This is a genomic window from Microbacterium sp. AC132, assembly GCF_979258525.1.
Window position 1 is genome coordinate 3,063,702 of sequence record NZ_OZ409862.1, and the last position, 25,288, is coordinate 3,088,989.

The window sequence follows — 25,288 nt, forward strand, 5'->3', positions numbered from 1 at the left end:
GTGTGGGTCAGACTGAGCCCATGAGCATCGAGGTGCGACCCGCTACCGACTTCGACGACGTGGCCGCTCTCGTCGGCCCCAAGAAGCCGACGTCGAACGTGTGCTTCTGCCTGAGCTACCGCATCGGCAGCGCCGAGAACAGGGCGCTGCGAGGCGATAAGCGAGCGGAGCGCGTGCGTGAGCTCTGCCACCAGGATCCGCCTCCAGGCGTGATCGCGTACCTCGACGAGGAACCCGTGGGCTGGGCGGCGGTGCATCCGCGCAGGGAGACGAGCTTCGCGCGCAACAGACTGATCCCGCATGTCGACGATCTCGATGTGTGGTCGCTCTGGTGCATCCGCGTCCGTCCAGGCCATCGGAAACAGGGCATCTCGCACGCTCTGATCGACGGAGCGGTGGCTCATGCGAAGAAGAGCGGCGCGCCCGCGATCGAGGGGTATCCGGTCGACAACCGTGGCGAGACGGTGAATCTCACGATGGCCTACGTCGGCACGATGGGGCTCTTCGAGAGTGCCGGATTCGCGAAGGCGGCCGATACCGGCTCGACGCTCGACGGCTTCCCGCGGGTGCTCATGCGACTCGATCTGCGAGATCCGCGGAAGAGAGCGAAGAAAGCGTGAACCCGACTGCACGTCAGAGGCAATACATAGTGTGAGCACAGACAGTGAGATCATCCGGCGGTCGCTGAGTCGGCCTGAGGCGTTCGCCGAGCTGTTCGACCGACATGCACGTGCGGTGAACGCGTTCGCGACATATCGGGTGGGTGCCCATGCCGCCGAGGACGTGCTCAGCGAGACCTTTCTCGTCGCCTTCCGCCGTCGAGGGGACTTCGACCTGAGCAAGCACTCAGCCTCTCCCTGGCTGCTCGGAATCGCCTCGCGGCTCATCCATCGGCACAGAGCCGTCGAGGCACGGCATTGGCGCTCGTTCGCCGCGGTCGACGGGGAGGACCATACGTCGCTCGGTGGACTCGATGACGCGATGCGGCGCGTGGACGCCGAGCGCGAAGTGCGTGCCCTGCGGCAGAAGATCGCGGCGTTGTCCCCGAAGGATCGGGAGACGCTTCTGCTCTACGCCTGGCAGGGGCTGAGCTACGAAGACATCGCGGAGACTCTCGGTGTGCCTGTGGGCACCGTGCGCTCCCGGTTGAATCGCGTTCGCACGCGACTCGATCCGGCGCGAAAGGCCCGTTCGTTCGAGATGCAGCAGGAAGGAGAAGTCCGTGGACGTGTTTGAGAAGGTTCAGAAGACCAAGCCGGATGTCGATGGTGTGGACTCGCATCTCGACTCGGCCCGCGCTCGACTGATGAGCGAGATCGCCGCGGGGAAGACCTCGGTGTCCGCTCGCCCTGCCGCACCGAAGCGGCTCGTGGCCGGCGTGCTCGTGGGCGCCGCACTGGCGGCCACGGCGGGCGTGCTGGTGATCACGGGACTCACCGAACAGCCGCAGCCCGTGATCGAGGCCGTTCCGACGCGGGAGCCAGGACAGACGCTGAAGCCGTCGCCGACGCCCGCGCCGACACAGGAGCCGATGACGGCTGCGGGGGCCTTCGGCGCCGCCGCGACTGCGGCTCGGTCGTTCACCGGCCTGACGGTGGCACCGGGACAGTACCTGCGCGTGCACACGCAGTCGGAGCAGATCGTCTATCACCAGCCCGATCCGAACGGCGGGCAGTATCAGGCTGATCGGTCGAACGCTCAGAACGCCTGGCGCGGAAGCTCCTCCTGGAACTCCTATGCGCCGGCCGACCCGACGCAGCAGTGGTTCTTCGCCACCGATCAGCCCTGGACGGTGAGCGACACCTTCGGGCCGGACGCCGCGGCGCTCGCCCAGGCGCACAAGGAGGCGATGGCCTCGGGCGGCGATCCGTACTTCTCGAACGGGCCGTCAGCACCCTGGGCCACCCCGGACGGGTACGGGCTCGTGGCGTTCTTCTCGGCGATGCCCACGGACCCGGCGGTGCTCATCGCGTGGATCCGAGAGAATCAGGGGATCGTCGCGGGCGATCAGGACTACAAGGTCGGGTGGGTCCTCATCGAGCTTCTGTCGTACAACATGGGGTCGGGGGCTGAGCGGGCGACGATGTACGACGCCCTCAGCATGCTTCCCGGGTCTGAGATCGTGTCCGCCGATGCGACCTCGGCGACGCTGCGGTTCTCGGCGTCGACAGAGGCTCTGTCGGGTCAGCCAGCGGTTCAGCGGCGCTCGATCACGATCGACACGACCACGGGGCTCGTCACGGAGACGACCGCGGTGCTCGACGTCGCCTCTTCGCTGATCCCCGCCTCCCTGGCAGACGAGAGGCACGTCTTCACCGTGAGCGTCGTGGACTCGCTCCCCTGAAGCGACGCAGGACCCCGGAGCGGCAGGTGCGGCGACGCTCGATGTCGGATGCCGAAAGTAGACTCGAAGGCATGGCATCCGACTCCTTCGTCCACCTGCACGTGCACAGCGAGTACTCGATGCTCGACGGGGCGGCGAAGATCGCGGCGATGACGCAGGCGGCGGCAGATTACGACATGCCGGCCATCGCCGTGACCGATCACGGCAACACCTTCGCGGCGTTCGAGTTCTACAAGGCGGCGAACGCCGCGGGCGTCAAGCCGATCATCGGTCTCGAGGCCTATGTGACTCCCGGCACGCATCGCAGCGACAAGACGCGTGTGCAATGGGGCTCTCCGGATCAGAAGAGCGACGATGTCTCCGGCTCCGGTGCCTACACCCACATGACGATGTGGAGCGAGAGCACGCAGGGGATGCACAACCTCTTCCGTCTCAGCTCGCTGTCGAGCATGGAGGGCTACTACTTCAAGCCCCGCATGGACCGGGAGCTCCTGCAGACATACGGCAAGGGCCTGATCGCCACCACAGGATGCCCCTCGGGTGAGATCCAGACGCGACTGCGCCTCGGCCAGTACGACGCCGCACGTGCGGCGGCCGCCGAGTTCCAGGACCTGTTCGGCAAGGAGAACTACTTCGCCGAGATCATGGATCACGGTCTCTCCATCGAGCGCAGGGTGATGACCGATCTGATCCGGCTCGCCAAGGATCTGAACATCCCGCTCGTCGGCACCAACGACTCGCACTACACGCACCAGCATGAGGCCGATGCCCATGAGGCGCTGCTGTGCGTGCAGTCCGGTTCGACGCTCGACGATCCCAACCGGTTCAAGTTCGACGGCGACGGGTACTACATCAAGACCGCCGCAGAGATGCGTCAGCTGTTCCGCGACCACCCCGAGGCCTGCGACAACACGCTGCTCATCGCCGAGCGGTGCGAAGTCGAATTCAACACCGCGGCCAACTACATGCCGCGCTTCCCCGTGCCGGACGGCGAGACGGAGGACAGCTGGCTCATCAAGGAGGTCGAAGCGGGCCTCCACTACCGATACCCGAGCGGCATCCCCGACAAGGTGCGCAAGCAGGCCGAGTACGAGACCGGAATCATCCTGCAGATGGGGTTCCCCGGCTACTTCCTCGTCGTCGCCGACTTCATCAACTGGGCGAAGGACAACGGAATCCGCGTCGGTCCGGGCCGTGGCTCGGGCGCCGGGTCGATGGTCGCCTACGCCATGAAGATCACCGACCTCGACCCGCTCGAGCACGGTCTCATCTTCGAGCGCTTCCTCAACCCCGACCGCGTCTCGATGCCCGACTTCGACGTCGACTTCGATGACCGTCGCCGCGGCGAGGTCATCGACTACGTGACGAGGAAGTACGGCTCCGAGCGCGTCGCTCAGATCGTCACCTACGGCACGATCAAGTCGAAGCAGGCTCTGAAGGATGCGGGGCGTGTGCTGGGATTCCCGTTCAGCATGGGCGAGCGGCTGACGAAGGCGATGCCGCCGCCCGTCATGGGCAAGGACATGCCTCTCGACGGCATGTTCGACTCGGCGCACCCCCGCTACAAGGAGGCGAGCGAGTTCCGTGCGCTCATCGAGACCGATCCCGAGGCGAAGACGGTCTTCGACCGCGCCCTCGGTCTCGAAGGTCTGAAGCGCCAGTGGGGCGTGCACGCCGCCGGTGTGATCATGTCGTCCGAGCCCCTGCTCGACATCATCCCGATCATGCGCCGCGAGCAGGACGGCCAGATCGTCACCCAGTTCGACTACCCGTCCTGCGAGTCGCTCGGGCTGATCAAGATGGACTTCCTGGGGCTCCGCAACCTCACGATCATCTCGGACGCTCTCGACAACATCCGCACCAACCGCGGGGAGGAGCTCGACCTCGAACACCTCGCCCTGGATGACCGCGGCGCCTACGAGCTGCTCGGTCGCGGCGAATCGCTCGGCGTCTTCCAGCTCGACGGCGGGCCGATGCGATCGCTGATGCGCCTGATGCGTCCGGACAACTTCGGCGACATCTCCGCGCTCATCGCGCTGTACCGCCCGGGTCCGATGGGTGCGAACTCGCACACGAACTATGCGCTGCGCAAGAACGGCCAGCAGCCGATCACACCGATCCACCCGGAGTTCACCGAATCGCTCGCCGACATCCTCGACGAGTCCTACGGCCTGATCATCTACCAGGAGCAGGTGATGGCCATCGCCCAGCGCGTGGCCGGGTTCTCGCTCGGCCAGGCCGACATCCTGCGCCGAGCGATGGGCAAGAAGAAGAAGTCCGAGCTCGACAAGCAGTTCGAGGGCTTCCAAGCCGGCATGCACGCGAACGGGTACTCCGATGGTGCCGTCAACGCGATCTGGGAGATCCTCCTCCCGTTCTCGGACTACGCCTTCAACAAAGCGCACTCGGCGGCATACGGGGTCGTCTCGTACTGGACCGCCTACCTCAAGGCGCACTATCCCGCCGAGTACATGGCCGCGCTGCTCACCAGCGTCGGCGACTCGAAAGACAAGATGGCGCTCTATCTCAACGAGTGCCGTCGAATGGGCATCAAGGTGCTGCCGCCCGATGTCTCAGAGTCGATCAAGTACTTCGCCGCTGTCGGCGACGACATCCGATTCGGGCTCGGTGCCGTCCGCAACGTCGGCAGCAACGTGGTCGAGGGCATCATCGCGGCCCGCAAGGATGAGCGATTCTCCTCGTTCCATCACTTCCTCGAGAAGGTCCCGCTGCACGTCTCGAACAAGCGCACGGTCGAGTCTCTGATCAAGGCCGGCGCGTTCGACTCGATGGGCGACTCGCGCCGTGCGCTGCTCGAAGTCCACGAGGATGCCGTCGAGGCGGCTGTGGATCGCAAGCGGAACGAAGCACAGGGTGCGATCGGCTTCGACTTCGACAGTCTGTACGACGGAATGGAAGAGGCGCCGCCTGCCAAGGTGCCCGCCCGCCCCGAATGGATCAAGAAGGACAAGCTCGCTTTCGAGCGCGAGATGCTCGGGCTCTACGTGTCGGACCACCCCCTGGCCGGGCTCGAGGTGCCTCTGGCGAAGCACGCGTCGATCTCGATCCACAACCTCATCAACTCGGAGGACATGCAGGACGGTGAGCAGGTCACCGTCGCCGGTCTCGTCACGAGCGTGCAGCATCGCGTCGCGAAGGCCAGTGGCAATCCGTACGGAATGATCACCGTCGAGGACTTCAACGGCGAGGTGACGGTCATGTTCATGGGCAAGACGTACACCGAGTTCCAGCACATCCTGCAGCAGGACTCGATCCTCGCCGTGCGCGGCCGGGTGTCGAAGCGCGATGACGGACTCAACCTGCATGCGCAGTCCGCGTTCGCGCCGGATGTCGGTTCCTTCGACGCCGCGGGTCCGCTCTCGCTCGTGCTCGCCGAGCAGAGGGCGACGGAGCGGGTGATGCACGAGCTCGCCGACGTGCTGCGCCGTCACAACGGGGACACCGAGGTCGTGCTGCGGGTGCACCGCGGCGGCACGGCGAAGGTCTTCGACGTGCCGATGCCGGTCAAGGTCTCGGCCGATCTGTTCGGAGATCTCAAATCGCTGCTCGGGCCGACCTGCCTGGGCTGAGCACCAGCGGACGCTGCCGCTCGATGGGTCCTCACGGACGCACCGGGTAGTATCGGGACGCGTTCGGGTGCACGACGACTAAGGCTCTGCACCGTGGCGAAAGGACCCTCCCCATGAGCACGGAATCACCCTTCCTGAACAGTGACGACTCAGCTGCAGACCGGTCGTCGGCGTCAGACGAGTCACCTCTCGACGAGGATTTCTCCGATGACGACGGCGTGCTCTATGACGATGAGGTGACGCCGGAGTACGGCATCCTCGGATTCACCCTGCGGGAGCTGCTCATCGTCGGCGTGTGGCTGATCGCCTTCATCGCGTCGTTCTTCCCGTACGTCGGAGACTCGTCCATCTGGGGTGCCGGAATCCAGTGGGTCCTCCCGATCGGCGTGCCGACGGTCGCCGTGTTCCTGCTGGTCCTCCGCCGTTTCTCACCCGACGGCATCCGCCGGGTCGGCTCGCTGGGGATCGACCAGTTCGCTTCCGTGGCGTTCTCCGTCTCAGCGGTCTTCTGGCTCGGCGCACTCTGGAACGCCGTCGCGTTCGCGATCGAGTTCGGTGTCTTCGGGCTGCCCTGGAACGGCGTCGTTCAGCTGCTCGCAGCGCTCGCGCTCGTCGTCCTCACGGTCTTCGCTCCGCTGGTGCCCGGCCTCAAGGAGGACTTCCAGGGCCGACTCGTCACGCTCGCGCACCGCAACGCCAATCCGGTCCGACCGGTCATCGCGCGTCCCCGCCCCGAGCCTGCCGCCCCGGGCGCCGACGCTCCCGTCGCCGTCGAGGCCGATACTTCGGCCGACACGGACCTGCGACCTGCGTCGTACGCATCGCCCGCCTCGTCGAGCGATGTCGCTCCTGAGGCCCACACCGCCGCGACGGATGCCGCGCCGACGGCCTACGCGACGGACGCTGCACCGACGGCCTACGTGACGGACGCCTACGGGACGGACGCCGCGCCGACGGCCTACGGGACGGACGCCGCGCCGACGGCCTACGCGACGGACGCTGCCCCGACCGCCTACACGACACCCTCGGCGGAGGGGATCGACGTCGAACTGTCCCGTGAGCAGGCGACCGATGAGGTCGCCCGTCTCGATGTCGCCGAGCAGGTGCCACTGTCCTCCCACGCGTCGGGCGGGGGGACCGGGACGGAGGAGACGACCTCCGATGAGGAGTACACCCCGGCGTACTCGCGCCGGTCGCGCGGCCAGGAACCCGAGATCGTGTCCGACACCGGAAGCATCGAGTCGCTTCTCGGTGCGACCGCGCGCGATGTCTCGTCGCCCGAGACGACCGCGTTCCCCGCCGTCGAACACGACTCGGACTTCGCCGCGACGAGCCCTCAGGACGCCTACTCGACCCCGCAGCCCTTCTGGATCCTCGCGCCGACCGAGCGGGACGTGCATGACGAACGCGGCGAGGTCATCTTCCGAATCGGACCGAATGCGTGGGCGCTCGTCATCGAGGACCGCGGTGGCGCCTATGTCATCCGACACGACGACGGTCGCATCGGCTACCTGCACGACATCTCAGACATCACGAAGGGCTGATCTTGCGCACGATCGATCTGCGAGGGCGCACGCTCTCGCCGGCTGACATGCTCGCGGCCGTGCCGCGAGCCACCCAGGCACGGGCCGAGGCTCTCGACACCGCCACGCGCATCGTCGACGACGTGCGCGAGCGCGGCGAAGAGGCGCTGCGCGAGCAGGCTGAACGCTTCGATCGTGTCACGGGTCATGAGATCCGCGTGCCCGCGCAGCACATCGCCGATGCTCTCGAGACCCTCGCGCCTGCTGTCCGCGATGCCCTCGACGAGGCGATCCGCCGGGTGCGCATCGCCTCCGAAGCCCAGGTTCCCGAACGTCGGATCACCCGGATCGGCGCCGGCGCGACGATCACCCAACGCTGGCAGCCTGTGCACCGCGCGGGCGTGTACATCCCCGGCGGCAAGGCGGTGTATCCCTCCAGCGTCATCATGAACGTCGTCCCCGCCCAGGTCGCGGGCGTCGAGCAGATCGCGCTCGCTTCACCGCCCCAGGCGGATCAGGGCGGTCGCGTCCACCCCACGATCCTCGCCGCGGCAGGCCTCCTCGGCATCACGGAGGTGTACGCCATCGGCGGCGCCGGCGCCATCGGTTCCTTCGCGCACGGCGTCGCCGGCATCGGACTCGACCCGGTCGACGTGCTGTCAGGGCCCGGCAACAACTACGTCGCCTCCGCCAAGCGGGCAGTGGCCGGGGTCGTCGGCACGGACTCCGAGGCGGGGGCCACCGAGATCCTCGTCGTCGCAGATGCCGCCGCCGACCCGCGTCTCATCGCCGCCGACCTCGTCAGTCAGGCCGAGCACGACGAGCAGGCTTCGGCCGTCCTCGTCACCGACTCGCCTCAGCTCGCCGATCGTGTCGCCGAAGAGGTGGCGCGGCAGGCCGGCGCGACCCGTCACGCGACCCGGGTGGCCGCAGCTCTCGACGGACCGCAGTCCGCGATCGTGCTCGTCGACGACCGTGCCATGGCCACGGCGTTCAGCAATGCGTACGCTCCCGAGCACCTCGAACTTCACCTCGAGGATGCCGAGGACTCCGCCGACAGCTTCACGAGCGCAGGTGCGGTGTTCGTCGGCGACCACACGCCGGTGAGTCTGGGCGACTACATGGCGGGCAGCAACCACGTTCTGCCGACCGGGGGACAGGCGCGCTATGCGCCGGGACTCGGCGCCTACACGTTCCTTCGTCCGCAGCAGGTGATCTCCTACGATCGGGCCGCCCTGGCCGAGGTCCGTGAGGGGGTCGTCGCCCTCGCCGAGACCGAAGTGCTCCCCGCGCACGGCGAGGCGATCGAGGCGCGTTTCACCGCGTAGGATCGGTCAGATGCACTGCCCCTTCTGCCGTCACTCGGACTCTCGCGTCATCGATTCCCGCACCAGCGACGACGGTCTCTCGATCAGGCGCCGTCGTCAGTGCCCTGAGTGCGGCGGGCGTTTCACGACCACCGAGACGGCCAGCCTCAACGTCATCAAGCGTTCGGGCGTCATGGAGCCGTTCAGTCGCGAGAAGGTGATCTCCGGCGTGCGCAAGGCGTGTCAGGGGCGCCCCGTGACCGAGGCCGATCTGGCGGTCCTCGCTCAGCGTGTCGAGGAAGCCGTGCGGCAGACAGGTGTCTCGCAGCTCGATACGAACGAGATCGGCTTGGCCATCCTCGGACCCCTCCGCGACCTCGATGAGGTCGCATACCTGCGGTTCGCGAGCGTGTATCAGGCTTTCGACTCGCTCGAGGATTTCGAGAGCGCCATCACGGATCTGCGTGCCGACCACGTCAAGCCGGAGCCTGCCGACCGGTAATCTGGCAGGGATGTATCCGCTGCTCTTTCGCGCTGTCCTGTCGCGCTTCGACCCCGAGTTCGCCCATCACGCCGGTATGGCGGTGATCCGCGTGCTCGGAGTGCCGCCGCTCTCCTGGGCGACGCGGGCACTGACGAAGCCGGATCCGTCGCTGCGTGTGGACGCACTCGGACTGAGCTTCTCCTCGCCCTTCGGCATCGCCGCCGGGTTCGACAAGAACGCGATCGGTGTCCGCGGTCTTGCAGCGCTCGGCTTCGGGCACGTCGAGGTCGGCACCGTCACCGCGATCCCGCAGGAGGGCAACCCGAAGCCCCGACTGTTCCGGCTGATCGCCGATCGTGCGGTCATCAACCGCATGGGATTCAACAACGAGGGCGCGGATGCCGCGGCCCGGCGCCTCGCGCGGTTGCGTCGCGGCGCCCCTGACACGGTTATCGGAGTCAACATCGGCAAGAGCCGGGTCGTCGACGTCGAGGACGCCACTGCCGACTACGTCGCTTCGGCGACGCGGCTGGCCCCGCTGGCCGACTACCTGGCCGTCAACGTCTCGTCCCCGAACACCCCGGGTCTTCGGGGACTGCAGGCGGTGGAGACGCTGGCTCCGCTGCTCCGGGCGGTGCGCGCGGCATCCGGAAAGACTCCGCTGCTCGTCAAGATCGCCCCCGATCTGGCTGACGACGAGATCGCCGCGATCGCGAAGCTCGCCGTCGACGAGGGCCTCGCCGGCATCATCGCGCACAACACCACGATCAGCAGGGATGGACTCACGACGGACGCGGCGACGGTCGCGGGCATCGGAGCGGGCGGCCTCTCCGGCGCGCCCCTCAAGGAGCGCTCGCTTCAGGTGCTGCGTCTGGTTCGCTCGACCGTTCCGGCAGAGTTCTGCGTCATCGCCGTCGGGGGAGTGGAGACGCCCGCGGACGTGCAGGAGCGACTCGAAGCGGGTGCGACGCTCGTGCAGGGCTACACGGCGTTCCTGTACCGCGGTCCGTTCTGGGGACGCGAGATCAACCGAGGCCTGGCCGCACGCTGAGAAGCTGCGCGTACGAACGAGAGAGGCGCCTCGTGCTCATAGAGCACGAGGCGCCTCTCTCGATGATTCAGGGGATCAGGCGGGGTGGTCGCCGCGCTTGACCTGCGGCTTCGGCAGACGCATGAACCGCATCTGCAGCGACCGCATCGCGGCGTACCAGCCGAGACCGCGCTCCATGCGGTCCTTGCCGAACTTCGCGGCGACCTTGCGCTTGACGCGCATCCCCAGCAGGATCATGCCGCCGATCGCGAGGATCAGGTACGCCATCATGACCAGGTACGCCCAGCCGGCGATCGCGAAACCGCCGATGGCGAGGTTGGCCGGAAGGAGCGAGATGAGGATGACGAGCACCATGACGCCCATCACGAACTCGGCGGGGTGCCATCCGGCGTCCACGTAGTCGCGGACCCAGCGGCGCTGCGGGCCCTTGTCGCGAGCCGGGAGGTACTTCTCCTCGCCGGCCGCCAGACCGGCCTGCGCGCGGTTGCGTCGCTCGCTGAGCTCGGCGCGCGCTGCGGCCTTGGCCTCCTTGGTGTTCGCGACCAGAGGACGGCGGCGGGCCGCTTCCTGCTCGGCCCGGGTCGGCGTCGCGCGTCCCTTGCCCGACGCGGTCGTCTCGGCGGCGTCGTCGTTCGTCGAAGGGGGGACAGGGGTAGTGGCCACGAGGTTCCTCGGTTCAGTGAAGGCGGATCACCTTAAGATTACTCGCATGACATCTCCTGCCCAGCCCGGTGACCAGAATCTGTCCAGCGAACGCGAGCCGGCCGTCCTCGAGGCCGCAGCCACAGGGTTCCCGGCCGCGCTGAGCGACCTGGGCGCACTCGTCCGCATCCCCGGCATGGCCTGGCCCGCGTTCGACCAGACGCAACTCGAACGCAGCTCGGAGGCGGTCGCCGCGCTCGCGACGGCGACGGGGGTCTTCGACGACGTGCGGGTGCTGCGCGCCGCGATCCCGGGCACCGACGAGCACGGGCAGCCTGCCGTGCTCGCGACGCGTGCTGCGCGCAACGGCAAGCCGACGATCCTGCTCTACGCGCACCACGACGTGCAGCCTCCGGGAGACGACGCGCTGTGGGAGACGCCGCCGTTCGAACCAACGGTGCGCGACGGACGCCTGTACGGGCGCGGAGCCGCCGATGACAAAGCGGGCATCATGGCGCACATCGCCGCGATCCGCGCTGTCGCCGAGGTCGTGGGCGACGATCTCGAGCTCGGGATCGCGATGTTCATCGAGGGGGAGGAGGAGTACGGATCGCGCTCCTTCGCTCAATTCCTCGCGGACAACAAGGAAGCGCTCCGGGCGGATGCGATCGTGGTCGCCGACTCGGGCAACTGGGATTCGGTCACCCCCGGCCTCACCGTCTCGCTCCGTGGCAATGCGCGCTTCACCGTGCGCGTGCGCACCCTCGACCACGCGTCCCACTCGGGCATGTTCGGCGGAGCGGTTCCGGACGCCATGATGGCCACGGTGAGGATGCTCGCCACGCTCTGGAACGAGGACGGCTCCGTCGCCGTCGAGGGGATGACCGAGCGCGACGCGCCGACGCCGGAGTACACCGAGGACACGCTCCGCGATGAAGCGGGTCTTCTTCCTGGCACGTCTCCGGTCGGCGGCGGCAGCATTCTCAGCCGGATCTGGAACAAGCCGGCGGTCACGGTCATCGGGATCGATGCGACGAGCGTCGCCGCGGCGTCGAACACCCTCCTTCCCGAGGTGACGGTGGTCGTGAGTGCGCGCGTCGCGCCAGGTCAGACGGGGGAGGAGGCGTATGCCGCCCTCGAGGCGCATCTGCGCGCGAACGCGCCGTTCGGTGCGGAGCTGACCTTCACCGACGTCGACCTGGGAAACGGCTTCCTCGTCGACACCAGCGGCTGGGCGGTCGCCCTCACCCGCGATGCGATGCGCGACGGGTACGGTGTGCCGCCGGTCGACCTCGGCGTCGGCGGTTCGATCCCGTTCATCGCAGATCTGGTGCGGGAGTTCCCCGATGCGCAGATTCTCGTGACCGGCGTCGAGGACCCGCACTCGCGTGCCCACAGCCCGAATGAATCGCTGCACCTCGACACGTTCCGCCATGCGGTCGCGACCGAGGCTCTGCTGCTCTCGCGCATGAACGACATCATCATCTGAGCCGTATCCGCGAGCCTGAGGGTAAAATCGAGATACCAGCCGTGCGAGCACGGCCCGTCACAAGGAGCGACATGAGCGACACCACACTGACTTCGGCAGAGACCACCCAGGCGCACGGCGTGAAGCTGACCGATGCCGCGGCCACGAAGGTCAAGAACCTTCTCGAGCAGGAGGGCCGCGATGACTTGCGTCTGCGCGTAGCCGTTCAGCCCGGCGGATGCTCCGGCCTGATCTACCAGCTGTACTTCGACGAGCGATTCCTCGAGGGCGACGAGACCGTCGACTTCGACGGCGTCGAGGTCATCATCGACAACATGAGCGTCCCGTACCTCGACGGCGCCTCCATCGACTTCAAGGACACGATCTCGGAGCAGGGCTTCACGATCGACAACCCCAACGCCGCAGGCAGCTGCGCCTGCGGAGACAGCTTCCACTGATCCGAACCCCTCCGCCAACCTGCGTGGTTGGCATGAATCAGGTGTGAGGTTGCCCTAGACTTGGGTGTGCCCTGTCCGCAATCTGAAAGGTGCATCGTGCCCTCGAAACGCCGCCTTCGTTGGGCCGCTCTCCCCCTGGGAGTAGCGGCAGCCGTGGCCCTGGCGGGATGTACTGCCACTGAGCTGAACGGTTACCTCCCGGGCTTCGTGGAGGGTGAGCCTGCGGCCACCAACCAGACCGAGCGCGTCTCGTCGCTCTGGGTCAACTCCTGGATCGTCCTCCTCGCCGTCGGCGTGATCACCTGGGGCCTGATGGCCTGGGCCGCGATCGCCTACCGTCGCCGGAAGGGTCAGACCGGACTGCCCGTGCAGATGCGGTACAACATGCCGATCGAGATCTTCTACACGGTCGTGCCGCTGATCCTCGTGCTGGGCATGTTCTTCTTCACCGCGCGTGACCAGTCGGCGATCGAGACGAAGTGGGACGAACCCGACGTCGAGATCACGGCCATCGCCAAGCAGTGGGCGTGGGACTTCCAGTACGACGGTGAAGAAGAGGACAACTCCGACGCCGTCTGGACGATGGGAATCCAGGCCCAGCCGGACGCGGACGGCACCATCGATCAGGCGCAGCTCCCGACGCTGGTGCTGCCGGTAGACCAGAAGGTCACGATCAACCTGCAGTCCCGCGATGTCATCCACTCGTTCTGGATCATCGACTTCCTGTACAAGAAGGACATGTACATCGGGAAGGACAACTCCTGGTCCTTCATCCCGACCCGAGTCGGCGAGTACGCCGGCAAGTGCGCCGAGCTCTGCGGCGAGTACCACTCGATGATGCTCTTCAACGTCAAGGTCGTCGAGCAGGACGAGTACGACGCCTACCTCCAGACTCTCGAGGAGGAAGGCAACACGGGAGACATCACGGACGCGTACGACCGTCTGTCGAACTACCCGGGGACCACCGCCCCGACCTCCGAGGAAGGAGAGGAGTAAGCCATGTCGACCACTGAAGCCCCCCGCACCGACGAGGCCCCTCGCTCTCGACCCACCACCCTGCCCGCACGTCAGGCTGCTCTCATGAGCTCGTCGCGTGTCGAGCAGAAGGGCAACATCGTCGTCAAGTGGATCACCTCCACCGACCACAAGACGATCGGGTACATGTACCTCATCGCCTCGGTGCTGTTCTTCCTCCTCGGCGGCGTGATGGCACTCGTCATCCGTGCTGAGCTCTTCGCTCCGGGAATGCAGATCATCCCGACCAAGGAGCAGTACAACCAGCTCTTCACGATGCACGGCACGATCATGCTGCTGATGTTCGCGACACCGCTGTTCGCCGGCTTCGCCAACGCGATCCTGCCGCTGCAGCTCGGCGCCCCGGACGTCGCCTTCCCGCGTCTGAACGCGTTCGCGTTCTGGCTGTTCCTCTTCGGCTCGACGATCGCCGTCGCCGGCTTCCTCACCCCGCAGGGTGCGGCCTCGTTCGGATGGTTCGCCTATCAGCCGCTCGCCAGTGCGTCCTTCTCTCCGGGTGCCGGTGGAAACCTCTGGATGCTGGGTCTCGGCATCTCGGGCTTCGGAACCATCCTCGGCGCCGTGAACTTCATCACCACGGTGATCACGATGCGCGCACCGGGTATGACGATGTGGCGCATGCCGATCTTCTCGTGGAACACGCTCATCACGAGCCTCCTCATCCTGATGGCCTTCCCGGTGCTCGCCGCCGCGATCTTCGCCGCAGGTGCGGACCGCGTGCTCGGCGCTCACATCTACGACCCGGCCAACGGCGGTGTCCTGCTCTGGCAGCACCTGTTCTGGTTCTTCGGTCACCCTGAGGTCTACATCATCGCTCTGCCGTTCTTCGGCATCGTCTCCGAGATCTTCCCGGTCTTCAGCCGCAAGCCGATCTTCGGATACAAGACGCTCGTGTACGCGACGATCGCGATCGCCGCACTGTCCGTCGCCGTGTGGGCTCACCACATGTACGTGACCGGCTCTGTGCTGCTGCCGTTCTTCGCCCTCATGACGATGCTCATCGCAGTGCCGACGGGAGTGAAGATCTTCAACTGGATCGGCACGCTGTGGCGTGGATCGGTGACCTTCGAGACCCCGATGGTGTTCGCACTCGGCTTCCTGGTGTCGTTCGTCTTCGGTGGCCTGACCGGTGTCATCCTCGCGGCTCCGCCGCTGGACTTCCACCTGTCCGACTCGTACTTCGTGGTCGCGCACTTCCACTACGTCGTCTTCGGCACCGTCGTGTTCGCCATGTTCGCCGGGTTCTACTTCTGGTGGCCGAAGTGGACCGGACGCATGCTCAACGAACGCCTGGGCTACGTGCACTTCTGGATGCTGTTCATCGGCTTCCACATGACGTTCCTCATCCAGCACTGGCTGGGCGTCGACGGCATGGTGCGTCGCTACGCCGACTACTCGCCGGAAGACGGATGGACGTGGGGCAACCAGGTCTCGACCATCGGCGCGATCATCCTCGGCGCCTCGATGCTGCCCTTCTTCCTGAACGTGTGGATCACGGCTCGCAAGGCTCCGAAGGTCACGGTCAACGACCCGTGGGGCTACGGCGCTTCGCTCGAGTGGGCGACGTCCTGCCCGCCGCCGCGTCACAACTTCACGTCGATCCCGCGTATCCGCAGCGAGCGTCCCGCGTTCGACCTGAACCACCCCGAGGCTGCGGAGTTCACGCCCGCTGCGCCCGGCGAGCGAGAGGGCCACTGAGCCATGCGCGACAATGTCATCCTCTGGTGGGTCCTGACCGCCTTCTTCGCCCTGGTCGGCGTCGTCTACACCGGCTGGCACATCCTCGCCACGCCGTCGGACAACTTCGCCGCGCGGATCGAATGGGTCGGCACCGTGGCGCTGTTCTTCGCCGCGTTCATGGGCGCGATGATCGCGTTCTACCTCGACCGCACGCACAAGGCTCAGAACGGCGAATTGCCTGAGGACATCCTCACGAGCGACATCGACGACGGAGACCCCGAGCTCGGCGAGTTCAGCCCCTGGTCCTGGTGGCCGATCGTCCTCGCAGGTTCCGCTGCCGTCTTCGTCGTGGGACTGGCCGTCGGACACTTCCTGCTTCCGATCGGCCTGGCGATCTTCGTCGTCGCGATCGTCGGCTGGGTCTACGAGTACTACCGCGGGAACTTCGCCCGCTGATCTGCATGCAGAAAGCCCCTGGGATCTCCATCCCAGGGGCTTCTTCTGCATGTCCTGTCGCTACGCGCGGCTGCGGACCCGGGCGATGCCCGTCAGCGGGTCGACAGGCCGACGGTGGACGCCGTCGGCGTCCTCCACGGGATAGCCCTCCCTGACCCAATACTCGAACCCGCCGATCATCTCGCGCACGGCGTAGCCGAGCTCCGCGAACTCCAGAGCGCCTTTCGCGCCGGCGTTGCACCCCGGGCTCCAGCAGTAGACGACGACGGCGGCGTCGAGGGGGATCTCGGCAGGAGCGCGGCTCGCGATCTCGCTGTAGTGCATCTGTGTCGCTCCAGCGACGCGTCCCTGCGCCCACGCTTCCTCTGAGCGGACATCGATGATGACGATGTCGTCTTCGGAGCGAAGAGCGGCATACACATCGCTCGCATCGGTCTCGTAGGCGAGCTTGGCGGCGTAGTAGTCAGCGCGATCGATCATGCGCTCAGCCTAGGCAACGGCGCGAGGTCCCGCCGTCATCATCCGGACGGCGGCGCACTGGAATCCGCCAATGTGGACTGCAGGCTCAGAGCTCCACTGTCATCTGGACGCGGCGTCCGTATCGGTCGAGGCCGAGGGAGGCCTCGGTCTCCACCAGGCCGCGCTGGAACGGCGTCTCGGGGATGCTCTCGAGGAACCCGCACGACGAGTAGAAGGGCGCGTTCCACGGGATCTCGGCATAGGTCCGCAAGGTCATGCGCGTGTAGCCGCGATCCCGCGCCTCATCGAGTGCAGCGCTCACAAGGCGGCGTCCGAATCCCTGTCGTCCCACGGTGGGGAGGACAGACAGCTGTTCGAGGTGCGCATGACCGTCGGAGTCCAGGACATGGACGAAACCCACAGGGGAGGAGCCCTCTGACTCTTCCAGAACGAGAACGAATCCCGGCTCGGCGAGGCGATCGGCACCGTTCGCAGCGGGAGGCCATTCTGGCGCCCCCAGACTGTCGATCAGGAGAGCGTCAGCCTGGGCCTCGATGGCGGTCAGGAGCTCCGCATCCTCGGACGTGGCGGGCCTGATCGCAGCGCTCATCGGTTCGTCTCCGCGATCGCAGCGACCGCTTCGATCTCCACCAGCTGGTCGTCGTACCCCAGCACGGTGACGCCCATGAGGGTGCTCGGTACGTCGTGCTCCGCGAAAGCCTCGTGAACGACGTTCCATGCCGTGACCAGATCAGCCTGAGACGACGACGCCACGAGGACCCGCGTGCTGATGACGTCGGCGATCGTGGCGCCGCTGGCGCGCAGCGCGAGATCGAGGGTCTCCAGGCAACGTGACGCTTGCGCGGCGTAGTCGCCGGGGGCCGTGGTGGATCCGTCGTCCTCGAGCGGGCAGGCGCCCGCGAGGAAGATGAGTCGGGAGCCCGCCGGAGCAGTGGCGGCGTAGGCATAGGGCGCGGCAGCGAGATCGGCGGATCGGATGAGTTGGACTGCGGAGCTCATGGCACGATCCTTCCACGTTCACTTGAGAGCCTCCCGGACATGAAGAAGGCCCTGTCCGAAACGGACAGGGCCTTCTTGCGGGGGAGCGGCGATGTTACTCGTCGTCCTCCGACTTCTTCTTGCGAGGCTTCTTCACCGGCTCGGTCGCGATGACCGTGCTGGGAGTGTTCGCCGTCTCGTCGACGTGCGTCTCGCTGACGGTGATCGGAGCGTCGGGGACGCCGGCGCGCTCATGGGCGCCCTGGATCTCCGCCGCCTCGGTCTCATCGTTCTGAGCCGTGACGTGGTGCTGGTGAGCGTCCGCAGCTTCGATCTCCGCCTGCGTGAGCGGCGCGAGCCGGTCCTCGAAGAACCACCGTGAGATGGAAGAACGGAGGTTCTCCGTCCACGAGATTAGTCCCTTCGCGTTCGGACGCACGACCAGAGGCTCGTAGTTGTCCACATCGATGAGCTTCCAGCGGTCGTACGTATCGACCGGCTGGTGCACCTCGATGAACTCGCCGCCGGGAAGGCGGACGATGCGTCCGGACTCGAAACCGTGCAGCACGATCTCGCGGTCCTTCTTCTGCAGCGCGAGGGCGATCCGCTTGGCGATGAAGTAGCCGAGGACCGGTCCGACGAACAGCAGCGCCTGGAGCGCGTGGATCACGCCCTCCATGGTCAGCATGAAGTGCGTCGCGATGAGGTCGGAGGATGCTGCAGCCCACAGGACGGCGTAGAAGATCACGCCGGCGACGCCGATCGCGGTGCGGGTCGCCGCGTTGCGCGGACGCTGAGCGATGTGGTGCTCGCGCTTGTCTCCCGTGATCCACGCCTCGATGAAGGGGTAGATCGCGACGAGCACGATGAAGAGCCCGAGGACGACCAGCGGCAGCAGGATCCCGAACGACCAGGTGCGATCGAGGAAGACCACGTCGAGGTTGGACGGAGCGAGGCGCAGGGCGCCGTCCGCGAATCCGATGTACCAGTCAGGCTGAGTACCGGCGGAGACGGGGGAGGGGTCGTACGGGCCGTAGTTCCAGATCGGGTTGATCTGGAAGAACGTCGCGATCAGCACGATCGTGCCGAAGACGATGAACAGGTAGCCGCCCATCTTCGACATGTACACCGGCATCATCGGGTAGCCCACGACGTTGTCGTTCGTGCGGCCGGGGCCGGCGAACTGCGTGTGCTTGTTGACGATCATCAGCATGAGGTGCACGGCGATGAGGCCGATCACCAGCAACGGCAGAAGCAGGATGTGCAGCGTGTACAGGCGACCGACGATGTCCGTACCCGGGAACTCGCCGCCGAAGAGGAGGAACGAGGTCCAGGTTCCGATCAGCGGGATGCCCTTGATCATGCCGTCGATGATGCGGAGGCCGTTGCCCGAGAGCAGGTCGTCGGGAAGCGAGTATCCGGTGAAGCCCTCGGCCATCGCCAGGACGAACAGCACGAAGCCGATCACCCAGTTGAGCTCGCGGGGCTTGCGGAACGCGCCGGTGAAGAACACGCGCAGCATGTGCACGCCGATTCCCGCGACGAAGACGAGTGCGGCCCAGTGGTGGATCTGGCGAACCAGGAGACCACCGCGGAGGTCGAACGAGATGTGCAGCGACGACTCGAGTGCCGCCGACATCTCGATGCCGCGCATCGGAGCATAGGCGCCCGTGTAGTGCGTCTCGACCATGGAGGCCTGGAAGAAGAACGTCAGGAAGGTTCCGGACAGGAACACGACCACGAAGCTCCACAGCGCGATCTCACCGAGCATGAACGACCAGTGGTCGGGGAAGATCTTGCGTCCCAGCTCCTTGACGAAGCCGGAGATGCTGGTGCGCTCATCGATGTAGTTCGACGCGGCGCCGACGAATCGGCCGCCGAGAGGCGCCTTGTTGTCCTTGTCCTCTTTGGACAGCGTTGCGGTGCTCAATGGCGCTCCCAGAAGCTCGGGCCGACGGGCTCGGTGAAGTCACTGCGTGCGACGAGGTAGCCCTCGTCGTCGACGGTGATGGGCAGCTGCGGCAGCGGACGCGCGGCAGGTCCGAAGATGACCTTGGCGTGATCCGTGACGTCGAACTGCGACTGGTGGCAGGGGCAGAGGAGGTGGTGCGTCTGCTGCTCGTAGAGTGCGACCGGGCATCCGACGTGCGTGCAGACCTTCGAGTACGCGACGATGCCGTCGTACGACCAGTCCTTGCGGTCTTCGGCCTCGATGAGCTGCTCGGGGCGCAGGCGCATCATCAGCACGATGGCCTTGGCCTTCTCCTCGAGGTAGCCGTCGTGGTGGCTGAGCTCTGCGAGATCCTCGGGGATCACGTGGAATGCGGATCCGAGGGTCACATCCGCTGCACGGATCGGGGTGCCGTCGGGGTCGCGCACGAGACGCTGGCCCTTCTCCCACATGGTGTGCTTCAGCAGCGTGACCGGATCGCCCGCGGTGGGGTCGTCGGGTGTGCTGTGCGGAGCGAGACCGCGGAAGAGCGTGACACCGGGGATGATCGAGGCCACGATCGCCGCGAACAGCGAGTTGCGGATCATCGTGCGTCGTCCGAAACCGGACTCCTCGTTGGCGGTGGCGAACGCCTCGACGACCGCCTCTCGTGTCGAGTCCTTGCCCCGAGTGGGGTGACGGTGCTCGATGTGCTCCTTGTCGCTCATCAGCGCCTTGGACCAGTGGATCGCGCCGATGCCGATCGAGAGCAGCGCGAGTGCGATGCCCAGACCGATGAAGAGGTTGTTCTGACGGATGTCGATGAGCGCGCCGCTCTCGATGGGGAAGAGCATGTAGGCGGCGACCGCCCAGATGCTTCCTGCCAGCGAGAGATAGAACAGCGTGTAGACCGTGCGCTCTGCAGCCTTCTCAGCGCGCGGGTCCTTGTCGGTCATCCGCGCGCGGTGCGGCGGCAGCCCCGGGTTCTGCACGGGATCGCTGACTGCGACACCCAGCCCCGGAGAGGGCTGGTAGGCCCTGTCAAGAGCCTGCGAGTCGTCGTCGTGTGCCATGGTGCTCCTCGTACGTTCCTCTTCGATGAATAAGCGTCAGTTGGACTTCGCCGTGATCCACACGGTGATGGCGACGAGCGCGCCGATGCCGAAGATCCAGACGAACAGGCCCTCGGAGACGGGACCGAGCGAACCGAGCGAGAAACCGCCGATCTGCACGGACTGCTGCTGGTAGAGCAGAGCCGAGATGATGTCGCGCTTGTCTTCGTCCGACAGGTTCATGTCGCCGAAGACGGGCATGTTCTGGGGACCGGTGACCATGGCCGCGTACATGTGCAGCGCGCTGGTCTCGGTCAGTGCGGGGGCGTACTTGCCCTCGGTGAGTGCTCCTCCGGCTGCCGCCACGTTGTGGCACATCGCGCAGTTGACGCGGAAAAGCTCCGCGCCGTTGGCGACGTCGCCTTCACCGTCGAGGATGTGGTCCTCGGGGAAGGTGGGGCCGGGAGCCGACTCCTGCACGAAGGAGGAGATCGCGAGGATCTGCTCCTCGGTGAACTGCGGCTCCTTCTGCGGCGCCTGGGGCCCCTGCATCTGCAGCGGCATGCGGCCGGTCGACATCTGGAACTCGACCGCGAGCTCGCCGACGCCGTAGAGGCTCGGTCCGTTCGCCGTGCCCTGCAGATCGAGACCGTGGCAGGTGGCGCAGTTGGCCGTGAACAGCTTCTCGCCGTCCTCGACGGTGAGCGTGCTCGCCGCGGTGGTCTGGGTGTCGGTCGCAGCGAAGGCTGCGGACGTTCCGGCGTACACGGCGCCGGTGATCATGAGGCCTGCTCCGATGAGGGCTGCCGCAGCCAGGGGACTGCGACGGCCATTCGAACGGCGCTTCTTCTCTCGTGCCATCTCGGGGATCAGCTCCGCTCTTATTTCAGGAAGTAAATGACGACGAACAGCACGATCCAGACGACGTCGACGAAGTGCCAGTAGTAGGACACCACGATCGAGGAGGTCGCCTCCTTGTGCCGGAAATTCTTGACGGCGTACGCACGGCCGATGACGAGGAGGAAGGCGATCAGACCGCCGGTGACGTGCAGGGCGTGGAAGCCGGTCGTCAGGTAGAACGCGGATGCGTACGAGTCAGCGCTGATCGGCATGCCTTCTGCGACGAGCTGCGCGTACTCCCAGACCTGCCCGGAGACGAAGATCGCGCCGAGCGCGAAGGTGAGGAAGAACCACTCGACCATTCCCCAGCCGAACAGGCGACGGCGGCCGGCGCCGTTCTTCTGTCCCTTGGCGATGCGGTACGGCTGCAGGTCCTCGGCCGCGAACACGCCCATCTGGCACGTGAACGAGGAGAGCACGAGGATCGCCGTGTTCACGAACGCGAACGGGACGTTCAGCAGTTCGGTGCGGTCGGCCCAGAGCTCGGGGGAGGTGCTGCGGAGCGTGAAGTAGATCGCGAAGAGTCCCGCGAAGAACATCACCTCGCTGCCGAGCCACACAATGGTGCCGACAGCTACCGGGTTGGGGCGCTTGATCGTTCTTGCCGCCGGGGCATACGTCGCTGAGGTCGTCACCATTCCATTATGGCCGATCTCCGGGCGTGATTCTCGCACCGGAGGCCCTCGTTTCGCCCGCGAACGACTTAGGGGACCCTAAGAAAACGCTGCGAATCCTCGGTGAATACGCGGGAAACGAGGGATGATCGACGCCCGGCGCCCGTTCTGCAAGAGTCTGCACGTTTTCCCTGCGCCGATAGGATCGCACACATGGCTGATTCCCTGACCTGGTCCGACGTGCTCACCACTCTTCTGGAGCGTCGCGACCTCAGCGTCTGGGAATCGACGTGGGCGATGCGTCAGATCATGCGGGGCGACGTCACGCAGGCGCAGCTCGCCGGTTTCCTCGTCGCCCTCCGCGCCAAGGGAGAGACGATCGATGAGATCGTCGGATTCCGTGATGCGATCCTCGAGGCGGCGGTGCCGCTGCCCGTGTCGCCCGACGTCCTCGACATCGTCGGCACCGGCGGTGATCGTGTCGGCACGGTCAACGTGTCGACCACCGCGGCGGTCATCATCGGGGCGACCGGCATCCCGGTGGTCAAGCACGGCAACCGCGCAGCCAGCTCCGCCTCCGGCTCATCCGACGTGCTGAGCGCGCTCGGGCTGGAGCTCACCCTCGATCCCGCGGCGGTGTCGTCGATCCTCGACCGCACGGGCATCACGTTCGCCTGGGCGGGCGCCTTCCACCCCGGGTTCAAGCACGCGGGCGCCGTCCGTGCCGAACTCGGCGTCCCCACCGTCTTCAACATGCTCGGCCCCCTCTGCAACCCGGCTCGGGCCGAGGCGAACGCCGTCGGGGTGGCGCAGCTCGAGCGCGTCCCCCTCATCACGGGAGTGTTCCGGACTCGGGGCGCCACGGCCCTGGTGTTCCGCGGAGACGACGGCCTCGACGAGCTGACGACCACGGGGCACAGCCGCATCTGGGAGGTCACGCGCGGTGACATCCACGAGCACGATCTCGATCCTCGAGATCTCGGGATCCCGATCGCGGACCTCGCGGATCTGATCGGCGGAACGCCCGACCACAACGCGGCGGTGCTGCGCCGGACGCTCGAGGGGGAGACGGGCGCGGTGCGAGACATCGTGCTCCTCAACGCGGCGGCCGGGATCGTCGCGTTCGAGCTGTCCCAGGACGCGACTCAGGTACAGCGACCGATCCTCGAGCGTCTCCGCGAGGGCTACGAGCGGGCAGCCGCGGCGGTCGACGACGGTCGCGCCATAGCGAAGCTCGACGAATGGATCGGCGTCAGCCGCGAGCTGGCATCCGCATAGGAGATGTGATGGACCCGATCGCCGCCCTGCTCGAGATCGCCTCGCTGCTGGAGCGGGAACGCGCGTCGCGGTACCGGGCGAAGGCCTTCCGTCAGGCAGCTGCGACCCTGCAGCAGCTGCCGGCGGACGTGCGCTCGGATCCGACGAGGCTGCGCGCGGCGAAAGGGATCGGCGAATCGACCTTCGGAGTCATCCGACAGGCGCAGAGCGGAGAGGTTCCCGACTACCTCGTGGAGCTCCGAGGCGACGTGGAGCCCGAGCGCGTGTCGGCCCTGAGAGCGAAGCTCCGAGGGGACCTGCACGCGCACACCGACTGGTCGGACGGAACCACGCCTATCGGCGTGATGGCGTCAGCGGCGCGGGCTCTCGGTCACGAGTATCAGGCGATCACAGATCATTCCCCGCGTCTGCGGGTCGCCCGCGGACTATCCGCGGAGCGGCTGCGCGAGCAGATGCCGCTCGTGAGGGCGGAATCGCGTGACGGGTTCACGCTGCTGGCGGGGATCGAGGTCGACATCCTCGAAGACGGCGCGCTGGATCAGGAGGACGCCCTCCTCGGGGAGCTCGACATCGTGGTCGCATCCGTCCATTCGAAGCTGCGGATGGACGCCCGGCCCATGACCGCACGGATGATCGCCGCCGTGAGCCACCCGCGCGTGAACGTGCTCGGGCATTGCACCGGACGGCTGGTGCAGGGGGACCGAGGCACTCGTCCGGAATCGCAGTTCGATGCCCGTGCCGTCTTCTCCGCATGCGCCGAGAACGGCGTCGCGGTCGAGATCAACTCCCGGCCGGAGCGTCAGGACCCGCCCGACGATCTGATCGCGATCGCCCTCGAGGCCGGCTGCCTCTTCTCGATCGACTCGGATGCGCACGCACCGGGTCAGCTCTCGCTCCTCGATCACGGTGCCGAGCGTGCCGAGAAGGCGGGGGTGCCTGCCTCCCGCATCATCACGACCTGGGGTCTCGACCGACTGCTGGCCTGGGCGAGCTGAGTCAGGCGTCGATCGTCGCGATCGCGGCGACGGCCCTGGTCATCGAGCCGCCCAGGTTCCACCGCTCAGCCAGTGCGGTCGCAGCATCAGCCTCGGACGGGTCGAGCGGACGCAGCGGGTCGCTCGGCGAGGTGATCGGGAGGTCGGTCGCGACGGCGACGACGGTGGGGGCGACCTCGAGGTACGTCGCGGCGGCGAGCACCTTCGCCCGGACCCCGGCGCTCATCCCCTCACCCGCCTCGGCAGCCGCGCGGATGCCGGCGAGATCGCCATGGGCCTGCAGGAGCGTGGCCGCGGTCTTCTCGCCGACGCCGGCCACGCCGGGAAGTCCGTCCGACGCGTCGCCGCGCATCGTCGCGAAGTCGGCGTACTGGCTCGGCAGCACGCCGTACTTCGCGACGACCACGGCATCCGTGACGATCTCGAGATTGCTCATGCCTCGTGCGGTATAGATGACGCGCACGTTCCTCGCGTCGTCGACGAGCTGGAACAGGTCTCGATCGCCCGTGACGATGTCGACCGGCATGGTGGCGTGCGTCGCCAGCGTGCCGATCACGTCGTCCGCTTCGTGCTCCGCGACGCCGATGATCGGGATGCCGAGCAGGGCGAGAGTCTCGCGGATGAGGGGGATCTGCGCCTCGAGGGGGTCGGGGACCTCCTCGACGTCGGGCCCCGCGGGCACGACCTCGACGACACGGTGCGCCTTGTAGCTGGGGATCAGGTCGACTCGCCACTGGGGTCGCCAGTCGTCGTCCCAGCACGCGACCACATGGGTCGGCTCGTACAGCGTCACCAGCTTCGCGATGATGTCGAGGAGTCCTCGTGCGGCGTTGATCGGGGAGCCGTCCGGCGCCGTGACCTTGTCGGGCACCCCGTAGAACGCACGGAAGTAGAGGCTTGCGGTGTCGAGCAGGAGGAGCTTGTCGGGGCGGGGCATGCAGACAGTCTGTCAGCGCGCCGAACGCGGATGGTATCGAGTCCGTCATATCGTCTCGGGATCTGATAACCTTGACTGTCACTCGT

24 protein-coding genes are annotated in these 25,288 nt (G+C 66.7%); 15 read left to right on the plus strand and 9 right to left on the minus strand.

The features are described 5' to 3' along the window. Positions 1-20: 20 nt before the first annotated feature. The 8 genes from ACZZZQ_RS14715 (at position 21) to ACZZZQ_RS14750 (ending at position 10,299) form a co-directional block, all read left to right on the plus strand. The gene (locus tag ACZZZQ_RS14715; protein ID WP_463507833.1) at positions 21-620 is read left to right on the plus strand and encodes a GNAT family N-acetyltransferase; all 600 of its coding nucleotides are present in this window, start codon (positions 21-23) and stop codon (positions 618-620) included. A 31-nt stretch (positions 621-651) separates the two neighbouring features. Further along, complete coding sequence (locus ACZZZQ_RS14720; RefSeq protein ID WP_463507834.1) at positions 652-1,236, plus strand: RNA polymerase sigma factor; 585 nt, start codon at positions 652-654, stop codon at positions 1,234-1,236. Next, positions 1,223-2,344 (plus strand): hypothetical protein, encoded by a 1,122-nt coding sequence (locus ACZZZQ_RS14725; protein WP_463507835.1) that lies wholly within the window; start codon positions 1,223-1,225, stop codon positions 2,342-2,344. The genes ACZZZQ_RS14720 and ACZZZQ_RS14725 overlap by 14 nt, the downstream gene beginning before the upstream one ends. A gap of 71 nt (positions 2,345-2,415) precedes the next feature. Continuing rightward, the gene (dnaE, locus tag ACZZZQ_RS14730; RefSeq protein ID WP_053096735.1) at positions 2,416-5,934 is read left to right on the plus strand and encodes a DNA polymerase III subunit alpha; all 3,519 of its coding nucleotides are present in this window, start codon (positions 2,416-2,418) and stop codon (positions 5,932-5,934) included. A 113-nt stretch (positions 5,935-6,047) separates the two neighbouring features. After that, positions 6,048-7,478 carry a hypothetical protein gene (locus ACZZZQ_RS14735; RefSeq protein ID WP_230100720.1) on the plus strand — a complete coding sequence of 477 codons (1,431 nt, stop codon included), beginning with the start codon at positions 6,048-6,050 and terminating at the stop codon, positions 7,476-7,478. Then, complete coding sequence (gene hisD, locus ACZZZQ_RS14740) at positions 7,478-8,785, plus strand: histidinol dehydrogenase (protein WP_463508100.1); 1,308 nt, start codon at positions 7,478-7,480, stop codon at positions 8,783-8,785. Before ACZZZQ_RS14735 ends, hisD begins: the two co-directional genes overlap by 1 nt. A gap of 10 nt (positions 8,786-8,795) precedes the next feature. After that, positions 8,796-9,266 (plus strand): transcriptional regulator NrdR, encoded by a 471-nt coding sequence (nrdR, locus tag ACZZZQ_RS14745; protein WP_053096729.1) that lies wholly within the window; start codon positions 8,796-8,798, stop codon positions 9,264-9,266. A gap of 10 nt (positions 9,267-9,276) precedes the next feature. Further along, positions 9,277-10,299 (plus strand): quinone-dependent dihydroorotate dehydrogenase, encoded by a 1,023-nt coding sequence (locus ACZZZQ_RS14750; protein ID WP_463507836.1) that lies wholly within the window; start codon positions 9,277-9,279, stop codon positions 10,297-10,299. Positions 10,300-10,374: 75 nt separating this feature from the next. Here ACZZZQ_RS14750 and ACZZZQ_RS14755 read toward each other — a convergent pair whose 3' ends face one another. Then, positions 10,375-10,962 (minus strand): DUF3043 domain-containing protein, encoded by a 588-nt coding sequence (locus tag ACZZZQ_RS14755; protein WP_372983383.1) that lies wholly within the window; start codon positions 10,960-10,962, stop codon positions 10,375-10,377. 46 nt (positions 10,963-11,008) lie between these two features. Between ACZZZQ_RS14755 and ACZZZQ_RS14760 the strand changes: the two genes are divergently transcribed. The 5 genes from ACZZZQ_RS14760 (at position 11,009) to ACZZZQ_RS14780 (ending at position 16,038) form a co-directional block, all read left to right on the plus strand. Beyond that, complete coding sequence (locus ACZZZQ_RS14760; protein WP_072591447.1) at positions 11,009-12,430, plus strand: dipeptidase; 1,422 nt, start codon at positions 11,009-11,011, stop codon at positions 12,428-12,430. A gap of 71 nt (positions 12,431-12,501) precedes the next feature. Further along, positions 12,502-12,867: an iron-sulfur cluster insertion protein ErpA gene (gene erpA / locus ACZZZQ_RS14765; RefSeq protein WP_053096720.1), complete on the plus strand. Its 366-nt coding sequence runs from the start codon at positions 12,502-12,504 to the stop codon at positions 12,865-12,867. A 96-nt stretch (positions 12,868-12,963) separates the two neighbouring features. After that, complete coding sequence (ctaC, locus tag ACZZZQ_RS14770) at positions 12,964-13,863, plus strand: aa3-type cytochrome oxidase subunit II (protein WP_053096718.1); 900 nt, start codon at positions 12,964-12,966, stop codon at positions 13,861-13,863. A gap of 3 nt (positions 13,864-13,866) precedes the next feature. Further along, positions 13,867-15,600, plus strand: a complete 1,734-nt coding sequence (gene ctaD, locus ACZZZQ_RS14775; RefSeq protein WP_053096716.1) for an aa3-type cytochrome oxidase subunit I — start codon at positions 13,867-13,869, stop codon at positions 15,598-15,600. A 3-nt stretch (positions 15,601-15,603) separates the two neighbouring features. Then, positions 15,604-16,038, plus strand: a complete 435-nt coding sequence (locus ACZZZQ_RS14780; RefSeq protein ID WP_053096714.1) for a cytochrome c oxidase subunit 4 — start codon at positions 15,604-15,606, stop codon at positions 16,036-16,038. Positions 16,039-16,098: 60 nt separating this feature from the next. Here ACZZZQ_RS14780 and ACZZZQ_RS14785 read toward each other — a convergent pair whose 3' ends face one another. From ACZZZQ_RS14785 to ctaE, 7 genes are all read right to left on the minus strand, one after another. Further along, positions 16,099-16,518 (minus strand): rhodanese-like domain-containing protein, encoded by a 420-nt coding sequence (locus ACZZZQ_RS14785; protein ID WP_463507837.1) that lies wholly within the window; start codon positions 16,516-16,518, stop codon positions 16,099-16,101. A gap of 85 nt (positions 16,519-16,603) precedes the next feature. Further along, positions 16,604-17,107 carry a GNAT family N-acetyltransferase gene (locus ACZZZQ_RS14790; RefSeq protein ID WP_463507838.1) on the minus strand — a complete coding sequence of 168 codons (504 nt, stop codon included), beginning with the start codon at positions 17,105-17,107 and terminating at the stop codon, positions 16,604-16,606. Further along, positions 17,104-17,517: a RidA family protein gene (locus ACZZZQ_RS14795; protein WP_187249815.1), complete on the minus strand. Its 414-nt coding sequence runs from the start codon at positions 17,515-17,517 to the stop codon at positions 17,104-17,106. The genes ACZZZQ_RS14790 and ACZZZQ_RS14795 overlap by 4 nt, the downstream gene beginning before the upstream one ends. A gap of 94 nt (positions 17,518-17,611) precedes the next feature. Continuing rightward, entirely contained in the window at positions 17,612-19,426 is a 1,815-nt protein-coding gene (gene qcrB / locus ACZZZQ_RS14800) for a cytochrome bc1 complex cytochrome b subunit (protein ID WP_463507839.1), read from the minus strand. Then, positions 19,423-20,499, minus strand: coding sequence for a cytochrome bc1 complex Rieske iron-sulfur subunit (qcrA, locus tag ACZZZQ_RS14805; RefSeq protein ID WP_042538395.1), 1,077 nt, complete (start codon positions 20,497-20,499; stop codon positions 19,423-19,425). Before qcrA ends, qcrB begins: the two co-directional genes overlap by 4 nt. Before the next feature lie 36 nt (positions 20,500-20,535). Next, entirely contained in the window at positions 20,536-21,339 is an 804-nt protein-coding gene (gene qcrC, locus ACZZZQ_RS14810) for a cytochrome bc1 complex diheme cytochrome c subunit (protein WP_053096702.1), read from the minus strand. Positions 21,340-21,359: 20 nt separating this feature from the next. After that, entirely contained in the window at positions 21,360-22,016 is a 657-nt protein-coding gene (ctaE, locus tag ACZZZQ_RS14815) for an aa3-type cytochrome oxidase subunit III (protein ID WP_053096700.1), read from the minus strand. 189 nt (positions 22,017-22,205) lie between these two features. Between ctaE and trpD the strand changes: the two genes are divergently transcribed. After that, complete coding sequence (gene trpD, locus ACZZZQ_RS14820; RefSeq protein ID WP_053096699.1) at positions 22,206-23,270, plus strand: anthranilate phosphoribosyltransferase; 1,065 nt, start codon at positions 22,206-22,208, stop codon at positions 23,268-23,270. Positions 23,271-23,278: 8 nt separating this feature from the next. Further along, positions 23,279-24,265 carry a PHP domain-containing protein gene (locus ACZZZQ_RS14825; RefSeq protein WP_463507840.1) on the plus strand — a complete coding sequence of 329 codons (987 nt, stop codon included), beginning with the start codon at positions 23,279-23,281 and terminating at the stop codon, positions 24,263-24,265. Position 24,266: 1 nt separating this feature from the next. On the opposite strand, the gene ACZZZQ_RS14830 is transcribed toward ACZZZQ_RS14825, so the two are convergent. After that, a complete protein-coding gene (locus ACZZZQ_RS14830) occupies positions 24,267-25,202 on the minus strand; it encodes a 5'-3' exonuclease (RefSeq protein ID WP_463507841.1) in 936 nt (311 codons plus the stop codon). Positions 25,203-25,288: the final 86 nt, after the last annotated feature.

Bases quoted from the DNA above. Each gene is read 5' to 3' on its own strand.
- nrdR (WP_053096729.1), top strand. From the start codon at position 8,796: ATGCACTGCCCCTTCTGCCGTCACTCGGACTCTCGCGTCATCGATTCC.
- ACZZZQ_RS14780 (WP_053096714.1), top strand. From the start codon at position 15,604: ATGCGCGACAATGTCATCCTCTGGTGGGTCCTGACCGCCTTCTTCGCC.
- ACZZZQ_RS14785 (WP_463507837.1), bottom strand. From the start codon at position 16,518: ATGATCGATCGCGCTGACTACTACGCCGCCAAGCTCGCCTACGAGACC.
- ACZZZQ_RS14795 (WP_187249815.1), bottom strand. From the start codon at position 17,517: ATGAGCTCCGCAGTCCAACTCATCCGATCCGCCGATCTCGCTGCCGCG.
- ACZZZQ_RS14830 (WP_463507841.1), bottom strand. From the start codon at position 25,202: ATGCCCCGCCCCGACAAGCTCCTCCTGCTCGACACCGCAAGCCTCTAC.
- trpD (WP_053096699.1), top strand. From the start codon at position 22,206: ATGGCTGATTCCCTGACCTGGTCCGACGTGCTCACCACTCTTCTGGAG.
- ACZZZQ_RS14825 (WP_463507840.1), top strand. From the start codon at position 23,279: ATGGACCCGATCGCCGCCCTGCTCGAGATCGCCTCGCTGCTGGAGCGG.
- ACZZZQ_RS14735 (WP_230100720.1), top strand. From the start codon at position 6,048: ATGAGCACGGAATCACCCTTCCTGAACAGTGACGACTCAGCTGCAGAC.
- erpA (WP_053096720.1), top strand. From the start codon at position 12,502: ATGAGCGACACCACACTGACTTCGGCAGAGACCACCCAGGCGCACGGC.
- ACZZZQ_RS14750 (WP_463507836.1), top strand. From the start codon at position 9,277: ATGTATCCGCTGCTCTTTCGCGCTGTCCTGTCGCGCTTCGACCCCGAG.
- ACZZZQ_RS14790 (WP_463507838.1), bottom strand. From the start codon at position 17,107: ATGAGCGCTGCGATCAGGCCCGCCACGTCCGAGGATGCGGAGCTCCTG.
- qcrA (WP_042538395.1), bottom strand. From the start codon at position 20,499: ATGGCACACGACGACGACTCGCAGGCTCTTGACAGGGCCTACCAGCCC.
- dnaE (WP_053096735.1), top strand. From the start codon at position 2,416: ATGGCATCCGACTCCTTCGTCCACCTGCACGTGCACAGCGAGTACTCG.
- ctaD (WP_053096716.1), top strand. From the start codon at position 13,867: ATGTCGACCACTGAAGCCCCCCGCACCGACGAGGCCCCTCGCTCTCGA.
- ACZZZQ_RS14715 (WP_463507833.1), top strand. From the start codon at position 21: ATGAGCATCGAGGTGCGACCCGCTACCGACTTCGACGACGTGGCCGCT.
- qcrC (WP_053096702.1), bottom strand. From the start codon at position 21,339: ATGGCACGAGAGAAGAAGCGCCGTTCGAATGGCCGTCGCAGTCCCCTG.
- ctaE (WP_053096700.1), bottom strand. From the start codon at position 22,016: ATGGTGACGACCTCAGCGACGTATGCCCCGGCGGCAAGAACGATCAAG.
- ACZZZQ_RS14760 (WP_072591447.1), top strand. From the start codon at position 11,009: ATGACATCTCCTGCCCAGCCCGGTGACCAGAATCTGTCCAGCGAACGC.